This is a genomic window from Pseudomonas sp. FSL L8-0168, from assembly GCF_037976155.1.
Lineage (GTDB): Bacteria > Pseudomonadota > Gammaproteobacteria > Pseudomonadales > Pseudomonadaceae > Aquipseudomonas > Aquipseudomonas paracarnis.
In genome coordinates this window covers 4397470-4410945 of record NZ_CP150262.1, presented here as the reverse complement: position 1 = coordinate 4410945, position 13476 = coordinate 4397470, and the positions used below count along the sequence as shown (strand labels likewise).

Sequence of the window (13476 nt, the reverse complement as noted above, 5' to 3'; positions counted from 1 at the left end):
AGTGTACGCCAAAACGTCAGCGAAGGCCAACCCGAAGGTTGGCCCTCTCGCTTACTGGCCGCCTTTCTCGCTGTTCTGCAGGTCTTGCAGGGCCTTGGAGGTGATTTCGATGCACTTCTTCTCATCACCTGCGGCGTGGGCGGCCTTGGCCTGGGAGACGGCGGTGTCTATTTCGCCACTTTTACCGCTGGTGTCGGTGGCGAGCAGGGCTTTGCCGTTGTTGATTTTGTCCAGGTTGATCTGGCACAGGTCTTTGTCACTGGCGGCGAAAGCGGGGGAGGCGAGCATCGCAGCGGTCATGAACAAGCCAGCAAGAGCGGAACGCTTCATAGGGTGTCTCCTTGCGCAAAAGGGCTCGACGCTGCTGGCGTGCAACCGCTGCCAGCGACATCACTGATGGGCCTCGTTTGTCGAGGCCTATGCAGATGACTGCGCCGGTGCGCGAGGGTTCGGTTTTTTTGCCGGGTCAGTGGGCGCGGGCGCGGGTGACGCGGTCTACCAGGTAGACCAGGCCGTGGTAGTCGATGCCGCCATGCTGGCTCAGGCCGATCTCGCAGGTGCGGCTGGTGGAGATGCCTTCGCTGCAATATTGCACGGCGTCCTTGAGTGAGCGCAGGGAGTGGGCATTGAGTTCCGGGGTGGTGAAGCCTTTGTCGCCGGCAAAGCCGCAGCAATGAATGCCTTCGGGGATCACCACGGTTTTTGCGCAGCGTCGCGCCAGTTCGATCAGGGCCTGGCTCTCGCCCAGGTGTTGGGTGCTGCAGGTGACGTGCACGGCGATGGGCGCTTCCTGGGGTGTGAAGTCGAGGCGGTCCATCAGGTGGGTGCGGATAAAGCGCACGGGGTCGTAGAGGTCTAGGCGCGTTTCTCCCAACTCTTGCACCAGGCGCAGGGTGCAGGGGCTGGTGTCGCAGTAGATCGGGTCGAGGCCGCCGCGGCTGGCGTGGAGCAGGGCGCCGATCAGTTCCTGGCGTTTGTGTTCGGCGTGCTCGGCGTAGCCTTTGGAGGCGAAGGGTTGGCCGCAGCAGAGGCTGTCCTGGTTGTCGGGGAAGACCACCTGGTAACCGGCTTTTTCCAGCAGCTGGCGGGTTTTGTCGTACAGCGATATTTGCTCTTTATCACCAGCTGCCGGGCCCATGGCGCGGGAGACACAGGCGGCCAGGTAAACCACGCGCGGGCGCGCGTCTGTCACCGCTGGGCTGAAGCGGATGGCTTTTTCGGGCTGTGGCATGGCGTTGGTCCACTGCGGTATTTGCCCTTTGGACAGCTTGGTCAGCGTGCTCGAGAGCTTGGCCAGCCGTGGAGCCCCCAGCAGCATGCGTGCGCCATTGGCGACGTGCAGGGTAAAGCGCGCACCTTGCAGTGCGGTGGCGAAATGGCTGGCGAGCCAGTCGGCGGTTTTCGTACGGTCGGCTGCGCGGCTGCGCAGCTTTTTCACCAGGTCGCCGGTATTGATGCCTACAGGGCAACGTTGCGCGCATAAGCCGGTGGCGGCGCAGGTGTCGATGCCCTGATAGTGGTAGGCCGCTTCCAGTTCGGTAGTGTCCACGCCTGCGCGTTTTTTTGCCTGGATGTCGCGCCAGATCACGATGCGCTGGCGCGGGCTCAGGGTCAGGCCTTTTGACGGGCACACCGGCTCACAGAAGCCACACTCGATGCACTTATCCACAAGCTCATCAGCGGCGGGCAACGGCTTGAGGTGTTTGAGGTGGATCTGCGGGTCTTCGCTGAGCACCACGTCGGGGTTGAGGATGCCATTGGGGTCGAGCAGGCGCTTGAGCTGCCACATCAGTTGATAAGCGTCGCTGCCCCATTCCAGTTCGACGAAAGGGGCCATATTGCGGCCGGTGCCGTGTTCAGCCTTCAGCGAGCCACCGAACTCCACGGCCACCAGTTGCGCGACGTCGTCCATGAACGCTTGATAGCGTGCGACTTCTTCGCTGCTGTTGAAGCCTTGAGTGAACACAAAGTGCAGATTGCCTTCCAGGGCATGTCCGAAAAGGATGGCTTCGTCGTAGTGATGTTTGTCGAACAGTGCGATCAAGCGGTTCACGCCAATCGCCAGTTGTTCGACCGGGAAGGTCACGTCTTCGATGATCACGGTGGTGCCGGTTTTGCGCACGGCACCTACGGCGGGGAAGGTGTCTTTGCGGATCGCCCACAGGCGTGCGTTTTCCAGTGGGTCTTCGGTGAAGTCGACTTGTTGCTCCACGGGAAACGCCGCCAGGGACGCCATGATCCGCGTCAGTTGTTCGTGCAGCAGCGATGGCGAAGCGGCGCGGGATTCGATCAGCAGTGCGCAGGCGTTTTCCGATAGGTGCTGCACGAAAGCAGGCATGCCTGGTTTGTCCTGCACCGAGCGCATGCTGCGTCGGTCCAGCAGTTCAACGGCGGAGACTGGCTGGGTTTTCAGCGCGGTGACGGCGTTGCAGCAGGTTTCGACATCCGGGAAGACGATCAGCGCCGAGGCTTTGTTGGGGTGATCGATCACGGTGTCGTAGGTGACCGCACTGATAAACCCCAGGGTGCCCTCGGAGCCGACCAGCAGGTGGCTGAGGATATCCAGCGGGTCATCGAAATCCACCAAGGCATTGAGTGACAGGCCGGTGGTATTTTTCAGGCGGTATTTGTGGCGGATCTTTGCCGCCAGCTCAGTATTTGCCCGTGTTTCGCGACCCAACAGGGCCAGGCGTTCAAGCAGTGCACTATGTGACTGGCGGAAGGCTTGCACGCTGGCGGCATCTTCGGTGTCCAGGCGGCTGCCATCGGCCAGCACCAGGCGGATGCCCGCCAGGGTGTGGTAGGTGTTTTGCGCCGTGCCGCAGCACATGCCACTGGCGTTGTTGGCGACGATACCGCCGATCTTGCAAGCATTGATGGACGCAGGGTCCGGGCCGATCTTGCGCCCGAACGGTGCGAGCCAGGCGTTGGCCTGGGCGCCGATCACACCCGGTTGCAGGCGTATCTGGGTGCCTTGCCCGCGAATTTCGCGGTGGTTCCAGTTATCACCCAGCACGATCAGCACCGAGTCGCTGATGGCCTGGCCCGAGAGGCTGGTGCCTGCGGCACGGAAGGTCACCGGCACGCGGTCGCGCTGGGCCAGTTGCAGCAGGGTTACCACTTCGTCTTCTGACTCCACACGGATCACCAGCTGTGGGATCAGTCGGTAGAAGCTGGCGTCGGTGCCGAAGGCGAGGGTGGAAAGTGGATCGTCGAAGCGACGATCTTGCGGGATCAGTTGTGCGACGTCGCTCAGGAAAGCAGCAGGCAGGCTCATCGGTCCTCCAGAAATAGCAGACGCCGGAAGGGTGCCCCGGCGTCGATTCTTACCCTATTACGTGCAGGTCTCAGTGCACCAGCATACCGGTGAACCAGTACGCCTGCGCCAAGGTGATCAGCCCGACGATGGTGGCAAAAAACAGGCTGTGCTTGAGGGTAAAGCGGAACAGGTCGGATTCCTTGCCCACCAGGCCGGTGGCGGCGCAGGCCACGGCGATTGATTGCGGCGAGATCATTTTGCCGGTCACGCCACCGCTGGTGTTCGCGGCTACCAGCAGGGTGTCGTTGACGCCGATCTGGTGCGCGGTAGTGGCTTGCAGTGAGCTGAACAGGGCGTTGGATGAGGTATCGGAGCCTGTCAGGAAAACTCCCAGCCAGCCAAGGAATGGAGAGAAGAACGGGAAGGCAGCACCGGTGCCAGCCAGAACCAGGGCCATGGTCGAGGACATACCGGAGTAGTTGGTGACGAAGGCGAATGCCAGCACCATGCCGATGGACAGGATCGGCCAGCGCAGCTCAAAGAAGGTTTCTTTTAAAGTGGTAAGACCAGTTTTGACGTCGATTTTCAACACCAGCATGGAGACCAGTGCCGAGAAGAAGATTGCAGTGCCGGTGGCAGATATCGGGTCCAGCTTGAAGACGGCCGGGATGGCGGTGGGGTTGGTCACGATGGGCGCGACTTTAACCACCAGTTGATCCAGGTGCGGGATCGCGAAATTGAACACCCAGCCGTACATCGAGCCGCCCGCGGCGAACAGGGCCTTGAAGGGTTTGAGAGTCCAGATGGTCACCAGTACGGTGAGGATCAGGAACGGCGACCATGCCTTGAAAATTTGCCCCAGGCTGTAGGGCGAAACCACGGTGTTGCGTGGCAAGCCGAAGCCGCCGGCGCTGGAAGTGACCGCTACGCTGGAGGTGGCGCCGGCAATTTGTGCGCCTGCGGTGCGCTTGGGTTGCCAGACTTTCAGGAACAGCGTCAGGGCAATCAGGCTGGCGAGTGCCGAGGTGATGTCCGGCAGCTCTGGGCCAATGAAGTTCGAGGTGAAATATTGGGTGACGGCAAAGCTCAAGCCCGCCACCAAGGCTGCCGGCCAGGTTTCGCGAACGCCGCGCAGGCCGTCCATCATGAACACCAGCCAGAACGGCACGAACAACGACAGCAGCGGCAGTTGGCGGCCGGTCATGGCGCCAATCTTGAACGCATCAATACCGGTGACCTGGCCTGCGACAATGATCGGAATGCCTAATGCGCCGAAGGCCACAGGCGCGGTATTGGCGATCAGGCACAGGCCGGCGGCGTACAGCGGGTTGAAACCCAGGCCTACCAGCAGCGCGGCGGTGATCGCCACGGGCGCGCCAAAACCGGCCGCACCTTCCAGGAAGGCACCAAAGCAAAAACCGATCAGCAACACCTGCAAGCGCTGGTCGTCGGTGATCGACAAAACGGAGCTGCGGATGATTTCGAACTGGCCGCTCTTGACCGTCAATTTGTACAGGAATACAGCCGCGACGATGATCCAGGCGATGGGCCACAGGCCGTAGGCAAAACCATAACCGGCCGCAGCCAGTGCCATGTCTACGGGCATCTGGAAGGCGAAAATGGCGACCAGGATCGACAGGGCCAGGGTGATGCTGCCGGCTACATGGCCTTTGAGGCGGAACACGGCCAGCGCCAGGAAGAAGAATACGATAGGAATGACGGCGGCCAGTGCGGACAGGCCGAGGCTGCCGAGTGGGCTGTAAAGCTGTTGCCAGGTTTGCATATGGGGTGGCCCCTGATTGTTGTTGTTTGGTGAGCTTGGTTAATTGGTAATACCAATTTACAGTCGCTGTGGGCTAGATTAAGAGCCTGGGCAGGGGTGTGTCAATTTGCCGCCTGCGAAACTTTGGTCGTAAGTCGGTAGGCGGGGTGTTCTGATCGGCGAAATTGAAGGCGTTCTGATAGGTGCTGCCGGCACGTCGATAGGCCAGAATAGGGGCCCCGGCGAGTGGTCGGGATGGTGGAGAGTGAGTTATGGGGTTTGATCAGGTGCGTCAGCGCCGTTTGTCTGACGATATTGTCGAGCAGCTTGAGGGGATGATTCTCGAGGGCACGCTGAAGTCGGGCGAGCGCTTGCCGGCCGAGCGCGCGTTAGCCGAGCGCTTTGGTGTGTCGCGCCCGTCGTTGCGTGAGGCGATTCAGAAACTGGCGGCCAAGGGGTTGTTGGTCAGTCGTCAGGGCGGTGGCAACTATGTGGTGGACTCCCTGGGTTCGACCTTCAGCGATCCGCTGTTGCACTTGTTGGAAAGCAATCCCGAAGCGCAGCGCGATCTGCTGGAGTTTCGCCAGACCCTTGAGGCTTCGTGTGCTTATTACGCGGCGTTACGCGCCACGGAGGTTGACCGTGAACGGCTGACCGCAGCGTTTGAGGCGTTGCAGGATTGCTATGCGCGCGCCGACGAAGTGAGCCGAGTGGAGGAGGGTGCTGCGGATGCAAGGTTTCACTTGGCGATTGCCGAAGCCAGTCATAACGCCGTGTTGCTGCACACCATTCGCGGGCTGTTCGACCTGCTCAAGCGTAACGTGGTGACGAATATTGGTGGCATGTACCAGCAGCGTACTGAGACCCGCGACATGCTGATCAATCAGCATCGGGACTTGTACCTGGCCATCATCGAGGGGCGGGCCGAGCAGGCGCGCGAAGTCTCGACACGGCATCTGCTGTATGTGCAGGAGGTGTTGGAGGAGGTGCGTCAGGAGGTTCAACGCGTGGCTCGGGCGGAGCGGCGCAAAGGGATGTAGCCCGCCTGGGCTACACCGTCACAAGGATTACTCTTCCTTGCCTTTGTTGCGCACGGCGCGATGCAGCTCGCGATTGGAATCGCGCTCGCGTTCGGTGTCGCGCTTGTCGTATTCCTTCTTGCCCTTGCCCAATGCGATCTCGCATTTGACCAGGTGCTTGCTCCAGTACCAGGACAAGCAGACGCACGCGTAGCCTTTTTGCTGCACGGCTGCGGCGAGTTTTTCGAGCTCGCGGGCATTGAGCAACAACTTGCGCGTACGCACCGGGTCGGCAATCACGTGGGTGCTCGCGGTGGTCAGCGGAGTGATATGACTGCCAAGCAGCCATGCCTCGCCATCCTTGAGCAGCACATAACTGTCGACCAGCTGCAGTTTGCTGGCACGCAGACTTTTTACTTCCCAGCCGGCCAGGACCAGACCAGCCTCGAACCGATGTTCGATGAAGTAATCGTGTCGCGCTTTTTTATTTTGCGCGATGGTCCCTGTGGGGTGTTTCTTTTGTTTAGCCATAGGGGCGGCATTATAGGGAGTTGCGAGCGTGTCGGCTACGGTCAACCTGTGTGCTTGAGCGAGTTGGACGAATCCCGGACAATGCGGGCAGTTCTTTGGTTTTTTTCTCTCGCGGATTGGGCTGTTCTTTCGCGATGTTTGCCTTAAGCAGTGGAAGTAACGCTCACATGACGACGCATATTCAACGTTCGGCCCTGTTGCCCTACCCGGCGCAGGCGCTCTATGACCTGGTCAACGACGTGGCGCGTTACCCGGAGTTTCTGCCTTGGTGCTCGACGGCCGAGGTTCTGGAGAGCAGTGACGAGCACATGGTTGCCAGCGTGGGGGTGGCCAAGGGCGGCCTCAGCCAGCATTTTGTGACGCGTAATGTGCTGGTGCCGGGTCAGTCCATCGAAATGAACCTGCAGGAAGGGCCGTTCACCCAGCTGCACGGTGTGTGGGTGTTCAAGGCGCTGACGGACAAGGCCTGCAAGATCAGCCTGGATCTTTCGTTTGATTATGCCGGGCCGATTGTTCGTGCGACGTTGGGGCCTTTGTTCAATCAAGCAGCCAATACCCTGGTGGACGCGTTCTGTCAGCGCGCCAAGCAACTGCATGGTTGAGATTGAGGTGGTGTTCGCCGCTGAGGATCGCCAGGTGTTGCTGGGGGTAAAGGTGGCTGAAGGCACTAGTTTGCGCGAGGCGGTGCGGGCGTCGGGAATAGCGGCGCATTTTCCTGACGTTGATCTGGCTGATTGCCCGCTGGGTATATTTGGCAAGGTTGTCGTGGATGCCGGGGCGCGTTTCGTACAAGCGGGCGACCGTATTGAGATCTACCGGCCTTTGCTGGCCGACCCTAAAGAGGTGCGCAGGTTGCGCGCGGCCAAGGCGGCATTGGCCAGGCAAACGAATTCTTGAGCTTGCCAAGTGGCAGCCTAGCTATCTGGAGCGCCGCGATCCAACTGTGGGAGCTGGCTTGCCTGCGATGACGCCCTGATAGCCGGCGCATATCTACCTGATCCCCGCGATCCAAATGTGGAAGGGGGCGGTTCCGATAGCGGATATGTACTCGATCTGATCCAGGATCCTGGTTGACTGTCAGTTCGCTTTCGCAGGCAAGCCAGCTCCCACAGGTTCAGCGTCGCACCAAGGTTATGTAGAGATGCCTATGTAAATGGCAGGCAACAAAAAGCCCGGCATGCCGGGCTTTTTATCGAGCGCAAAATTATTGCGGGCTGGTGTCCAGAGGCTCAGGCGTCGGGACGGGCACGGTTTCCACGTTGTCGATGTCTTTCTGGATGGTGTCCAGCAACGAACCAGGCTTGGCCGGTACCTCGGATTTTGGTTTTTCAGCTTCCTGCGCAGGTGCGGTCACGTTGGTGCCGCTGTCCTTGCCCAGCAAGGCTTCATCGCGGCTTACGCCGGGCATGAAGTCACCGGACAGGCTCACGAGCTGGTCATTGCCATTGAAGATGACACTGACGCGCTCCTGCTGGCGTTCACCGCCACCAGGCTGCAGGCTGTAGAGATAATCCCAGCGATCGGCATGGAAAGTGTCGGTCAGCAGGGGATTGCCCATGATAAACCGTACTTGCCGTCGGGTCATTCCCGGGCGTAACTGGTCTATCATGTCCTGCGTGACGACATTGCCCTGCTGGATGTCGATTTTGTAAACCCCGGGGAATGAACAACCGGCGAGTGCGAGCAGTCCCACAAAGGTGAAACTGGTTAGCAAGAGCTTGGTGTTTTGCATCGGTGGGCGACTTCCACTATCTTGGCTGGGACAACGTAAACGCCGATCATACCCGTATTAAGAGAAGCTGCGAAGCAGCATCCGCGAGAAAGCTAACCATGGTTGAAAATAGCGAACTACGCAAAGCCGGTCTCAAAGTGACTCTGCCACGAGTCAAGATTCTACAAATGCTCGATTCTGCTGAGCAGCGCCACATGAGTGCCGAAGATGTTTACAAGGCGCTGATGGAGTCTAACGAGGACGTCGGCCTGGCCACGGTCTACCGTGTACTGACCCAGTTTGAAGCCGCAGGGCTGGTGGTTCGTCATAATTTCGACGGCGGTCATGCGGTGTTTGAATTGGCTGACGGTGGTCACCATGACCACATGGTTGATCTGGATACCAATGAGGTTATCGAGTTCACCAGCCCTGAAATCGAAGCGCTGCAGCACAAAATTGCTGAAGAGCATGGGTTCGATTTGGTCGACCATAATCTCGTGTTGTACATCCGTAAGAAAAAGTAAAAATCGACGCAGTTTTGCTTTGCGAAACGATTGAAGGCGACCCTCGGGTCGCCTTCGTGCTTTCTATAGAGTGGAAAATATCGCTTCAGGCCTTCGCGGCCACCACCATTTTTTTCGCGTGAGCCAAGGACTCCTTGGTCAAGTCGATACCGCCGAGCATCCGCGCCACTTCTTCCACCCGTTCCGACTTGTTCAGCTTGGAGACGGCGGTGTGTGTCGCGTCACTACCGCGCACCTTATGCACAAACAGGTGCTGATGCCCTTGGGCTGCCACTTGCGGCAAGTGGGTCACCGTAAGCACCTGGCCGCGATCCCCCAGGCGACGCAGCAATTGGCCAACAATTTCTGCGGTCGGCCCGCCAATGCCCACATCCACTTCATCGAATACCAGGGTGGGTACGCGTGAGGTCTGGGCGGTAATCACTTGGATCGCCAGGCTGATCCGCGAGAGTTCGCCGCCGGAGGCCACTTTGGCCAGGGCCTTGAGCGGTTGGCCGGGGTTGGCACTCACCAGCAGTTCGACGTGCTCCAGCCCATGGGGCTGCAATTCTTGACTGGCGTTGGGATGCAGCTCGATGGTGAAGCGCCCGCCTGGCATGCCCAGGCGTTGGATTTCCAGCTCAACGGCGCTTGCCAGGCTAGTAGCTGCCTGCTGGCGCAGAGCGCTCAGCTCCCGGGCCTTTTCCTGGTAATGACGGGCAAACGAAGCGAGCTCCTCGCCCAGTCGTTCGATGGATTCGTCGTTCGCGTTGAGTGTTTCGATTTCATCCAGCAGTTTCTGCTGCATGGTTGCGACTTCTGTCGGCTGGATTCGATGCTTGCGAGCCAGGGTATAAATAGTGTCCAGGCGTTCTTCTATTTCCTGCAGGCGAGCTGGGTCGGCGTCGAAATGGTCCAGGAAACGATTGAGTTCGCCCACGGCCTCTTCAACCTGGATCTGCGCGCTGGTCAACAGGGTGGTCGCTTCGCTCAGTGAGCCGGAAGCATTGTTCACACTGGACAGGCGGTTGAGGCTGGCGGTCAGTGCATTAAGGACATTGCCGGAGTCGCTCTCACTACATTGCTCGACGACCTGGCGGCAGATACCCAGCAGGGTCTCGGCGTTGGTCAGGTTCTTGTGTTCCTGCTCAAGTTGCTCCAGTTCTGTCTCACCCAGGCCCAGACTCTCGAGCTCTTCCAGTTGATAGCTGAGCAACTGGTGGCGGGCGCGTTGTTCGTCGCCGGAGTTGGAGAGGCGTTCCAGTTCCTGGCGTGTCTGGCGCCAGCGTTGGGCGGCCAGTTGAACTTGCCGGGAAAGATCGGTGGCGCCGGCGTACTCATCGAGCAGGCGACGGTGGGTATCGGTTTTCAACAGGGATTGGTGTTCGTGCTGACTGTGGATATCGATCAGCAATTCGCCCAGGGCTTTCAAGTCGCCCAGTGGGCAAGGCGTGCCGTTGATATAGCCGCGCGAGCGTCCCTCGGCGGTGATCACCCGGCGCAGAATGCAGGGGCCTTCATTATTAAGGTCGCGCTCGGCCAGCCATGCCTCGGCTTCAGGGATGTCCGCCAGGTCGAAGGTGGCCAGGATGTCGGCCTTGTCGGAGCCAGGGCGTACCACGCCACTGTCGGCGCGGTCGCCAAGCGTCAGGCCGAGGGCGTCGAGCATGATCGACTTGCCGGCGCCGGTTTCGCCTGTGATTACGCTCATCCCGCGATCCAGTTCAAGATCCAGATGTTCAACGATGGCGTAGTTATGTACAGACAGGTGCACGAGCATGACGGCCGCTCCCAGGCTTTAGGTCTGGTTATTTATACAGTGTTTTGTTCAGGCCTGACAATCCTGGCACTTAGCTCGATTTGCTTGAGTCGTTAATTTTTTTAGCGCGATGTGGAATGAGCGTGAAGGAAATGATCCAGGTCAATCGAAAGACTTTTGGTAACGCCTGCGCCCTTGAACCTGAAAATTGTGGCCCCATATACCGGAGCAGAAGCGCGAGTTGAGTTCGCGCATGATTTTGAAAGGAGAAATCTATGGCTGACGAACAGACGCAGGATACGCAAACTCCAGACGCCAATTCGGCTGCCGGTGATGAACTGGCGACACGTGTGCAAGTGCTCGAAGAGCAATTGGCCGCTGCGCAGGATCAATCGTTGCGTGTTGCCGCCGATCTGCAGAACGTCCGCCGCCGTGCCGAGCAGGATGTAGAGAAGGCTCACAAGTTCGCGCTGGAAAAATTCGCCGGTGACCTGCTGCCGATCATCGACAGCCTGGAGCGTGGTCTTGAGTTGTCCAACCCGGACGATGAAAACATCCGCCCAATGCGCGAAGGCATCGAGCTGACCCTGAAAATGTTCCAGGACACCCTGAAGCGTTATCAGTTGGAAGCTATCGATCCGCAAGCCGGCGAGCCGTTCAATGCTGAACATCACCAAGCCATGGCCATGCAAGAAAGCCATGACCTGGAACCTAATAGCGTGATCAAGGTGTTCCAGAAGGGTTACCAGCTCAACGGTCGCCTGATGCGTCCGGCAATGGTGGTGGTGAGCAAGGCTCCTGCACCCGTTGCACCTTCTATTGATGAGCAGGCTTGAAATTCGCCGCAAGGCCCCCATTTATAAGTCAAGCGTTTAAGTGCTACCGCAGTTAGCCAAAACTGCTGCGGCAACCAAATTCAAGTTTCGGGAGAGTAAATCATGGGCAAAATTATCGGTATCGACCTGGGGACCACCAACTCCTGCGTCTCCGTGCTGGAAAACGGCGTTGCAAAAGTTATTGAAAACGCCGAAGGCGCACGTACCACTCCGTCGATCATCGCTTACGCCAACGACGGTGAAATCCTCGTCGGTCAATCGGCCAAGCGTCAGGCGGTGACCAACCCGCACAACACCCTGTACGCGGTAAAGCGTCTGATTGGTCGTAAGTTCGACGAAGAAGTCGTACAGAAAGACATCAAGATGGTGCCTTACAAAATCGCCAAGGCCGACAACGGTGACGCCTGGGTTGAAGTGAACGGCCAGAAAATGTCGCCGCCGCAAATCTCGGCTGAAATCTTGAAAAAGATGAAGAAGACCGCCGAAGACTACCTCGGTGAAGCCGTGACTGAAGCGGTGATCACCGTTCCGGCCTACTTCAACGACAGCCAGCGCCAGGCTACCAAAGACGCCGGCCGCATCGCGGGCCTGGATGTAAAACGTATCATCAACGAACCAACCGCAGCCGCGCTGGCTTACGGTATGGACAAGGCCAAGGGCGACCACACCGTGATCGTTTACGACCTGGGTGGCGGTACGTTCGACGTCTCCGTGATCGAGATCGCAGAAGTTGACGGCGAGCACCAGTTCGAAGTGTTGGCCACCAACGGTGACACCTTCCTGGGTGGTGAAGACTTTGACATTCGTCTGATCGACTACCTCGTTGACGAATTCAAGAAAGAAAGCGGCATGAACCTCAAGGGTGACCCGCTGGCCATGCAGCGCCTGAAAGAAGCCGCTGAAAAAGCCAAGATCGAGCTGTCTTCCGCTCAGTCGACTGACGTGAACCTGCCGTACATCACTGCAGACGCTACCGGTCCTAAGCACTTGAACGTGAAGATCTCGCGTTCCAAGCTCGAAGCATTGGTTGAAGACCTGGTTCAGCGCACCATCGAACCTTGCCGCATCGCGCTGAAAGACTCCGGTATCGACGTTGGCTCGATCAACGACGTGATCCTGGTGGGCGGTCAGACCCGTATGCCACTGGTTCAGAAGCTGGTCACCGAGTTCTTCGGCAAAGAAGCCCGTAAAGACGTGAACCCGGACGAAGCCGTTGCCATGGGTGCTGCCATCCAGGGTGCGGTACTGGCCGGTGATGTGAAAGACGTGCTGCTGCTGGACGTAAGCCCGCTGACCCTGGGTATCGAAACCATGGGTGGCGTGATGACTGCGCTGATCGAGAAAAACACCACGATTCCTACCAAGAAATCTCAGGTGTTCTCGACTGCCGATGACAACCAGGGCGCCGTGACTATCCACGTGCTGCAGGGCGAGCGTAAGCAAGCCGCACAGAACAAGTCCCTGGGCAAGTTCGACCTGGCTGAGATTCCACCAGCACCACGTGGCGTGCCACAAATCGAAGTAACCTTCGACATCGACGCGAACGGCATCCTGCACGTCGGCGCGAAAGACAAGGCCACCGGCAAAGAGCAGAAGATCACCATCAAGGCCAACTCCGGCCTGTCTGATGAAGAAATTCAACAGATGATCCGTGATGCTGAAACCAATGCTGAAGCCGACAAGAAGTTCGAAGAGTTGGCAGGCGCCCGTAACCAGGGTGACGCGCTGGTTCACTCGACGCGCAAAATGATCGCTGATGCTGGCGACAAAGTGACAGACGAAGAGAAAACCGCAATCGAAGCGGCAGTGGTTGCGCTGGAAGCCGCCATTAAAGGCGACGACAAGGCTGCCATCGAAGCCAAGGTTGAGGAGCTGTCGAAAGTCTCCGCGCCAGTTGCTCAGAAAATGTACGCCGAGCAAGGCCAGCCGGCTGACGGCGCTGCGCAACAAGCAGAGCCTGAAGCCAAGCACGACGATGTTGTCGATGCTGAGTTCGAAGAAGTTAAAGACAACAAGTAAGTTGTCGCCCGGTTGACCGCGCACAAGCGGTGACTGGTAGGATGTCGCCGCGCGGGAGCTTGCTCCCGCGTTGGCGT

General features: G+C 58.8%; 12 protein-coding genes. 6 read left to right on the top strand and 6 right to left on the bottom strand.

Features of this window, described 5'->3' with window-relative positions:
- Positions 1-51: 51 nt before the first annotated feature.
- The 3 genes from MHH62_RS20185 to MHH62_RS20175 all read right to left on the bottom strand — a co-directional run bounded on the left by MHH62_RS20185 (position 52) and on the right by MHH62_RS20175 (position 5042).
- Complete coding sequence (locus MHH62_RS20185; RefSeq protein WP_003194233.1) at positions 52-330, bottom strand: hypothetical protein; 279 nt, start codon at positions 328-330, stop codon at positions 52-54.
- 136 nt (positions 331-466) lie between these two features.
- A complete protein-coding gene (locus MHH62_RS20180) occupies positions 467-3277 on the bottom strand; it encodes an FAD-binding and (Fe-S)-binding domain-containing protein (protein WP_339231734.1) in 2811 nt (936 codons plus the stop codon).
- A gap of 70 nt (positions 3278-3347) precedes the next feature.
- Complete coding sequence (locus MHH62_RS20175; protein WP_020301770.1) at positions 3348-5042, bottom strand: lactate permease LctP family transporter; 1695 nt, start codon at positions 5040-5042, stop codon at positions 3348-3350.
- Positions 5043-5293: 251 nt separating this feature from the next.
- Between MHH62_RS20175 and MHH62_RS20170 the strand changes: the two genes are divergently transcribed.
- Positions 5294-6061, top strand: coding sequence for an FCD domain-containing protein (locus MHH62_RS20170; protein WP_014719963.1), 768 nt, complete (start codon positions 5294-5296; stop codon positions 6059-6061).
- A gap of 27 nt (positions 6062-6088) precedes the next feature.
- On the opposite strand, the gene smpB is transcribed toward MHH62_RS20170, so the two are convergent.
- Positions 6089-6571, bottom strand: a complete 483-nt coding sequence (gene smpB, locus MHH62_RS20165) for an SsrA-binding protein SmpB (protein ID WP_014719962.1) — start codon at positions 6569-6571, stop codon at positions 6089-6091.
- Positions 6572-6738: 167 nt separating this feature from the next.
- Between smpB and MHH62_RS20160 the strand changes: the two genes are divergently transcribed.
- The gene (locus MHH62_RS20160; protein WP_003194226.1) at positions 6739-7173 is read left to right on the top strand and encodes a type II toxin-antitoxin system RatA family toxin; all 435 of its coding nucleotides are present in this window, start codon (positions 6739-6741) and stop codon (positions 7171-7173) included.
- Positions 7166-7468 carry an RnfH family protein gene (locus MHH62_RS20155; RefSeq protein ID WP_339231732.1) on the top strand — a complete coding sequence of 101 codons (303 nt, stop codon included), beginning with the start codon at positions 7166-7168 and terminating at the stop codon, positions 7466-7468. Before MHH62_RS20160 ends, MHH62_RS20155 begins: the two co-directional genes overlap by 8 nt.
- A gap of 307 nt (positions 7469-7775) precedes the next feature.
- On the opposite strand, the gene MHH62_RS20150 is transcribed toward MHH62_RS20155, so the two are convergent.
- Positions 7776-8303, bottom strand: a complete 528-nt coding sequence (locus tag MHH62_RS20150; RefSeq protein WP_019817954.1) for an outer membrane protein assembly factor BamE — start codon at positions 8301-8303, stop codon at positions 7776-7778.
- 98 nt (positions 8304-8401) lie between these two features.
- Between MHH62_RS20150 and fur the strand changes: the two genes are divergently transcribed.
- Entirely contained in the window at positions 8402-8806 is a 405-nt protein-coding gene (gene fur, locus MHH62_RS20145; RefSeq protein ID WP_003194220.1) for a ferric iron uptake transcriptional regulator, read from the top strand.
- Between the two features lie 85 nt (positions 8807-8891).
- Here fur and recN read toward each other — a convergent pair whose 3' ends face one another.
- Complete coding sequence (recN, locus tag MHH62_RS20140; protein WP_003194217.1) at positions 8892-10565, bottom strand: DNA repair protein RecN; 1674 nt, start codon at positions 10563-10565, stop codon at positions 8892-8894.
- A gap of 254 nt (positions 10566-10819) precedes the next feature.
- On the opposite strand from recN, the gene grpE reads away from it, so the two are divergent.
- Positions 10820-11380 (top strand): nucleotide exchange factor GrpE, encoded by a 561-nt coding sequence (grpE, locus tag MHH62_RS20135; RefSeq protein WP_003194215.1) that lies wholly within the window; start codon positions 10820-10822, stop codon positions 11378-11380.
- A 102-nt stretch (positions 11381-11482) separates the two neighbouring features.
- Positions 11483-13399 carry a molecular chaperone DnaK gene (gene dnaK / locus MHH62_RS20130; protein WP_014719959.1) on the top strand — a complete coding sequence of 639 codons (1917 nt, stop codon included), beginning with the start codon at positions 11483-11485 and terminating at the stop codon, positions 13397-13399.
- The last annotated feature ends 77 nt before the right edge of the window (positions 13400-13476 follow it).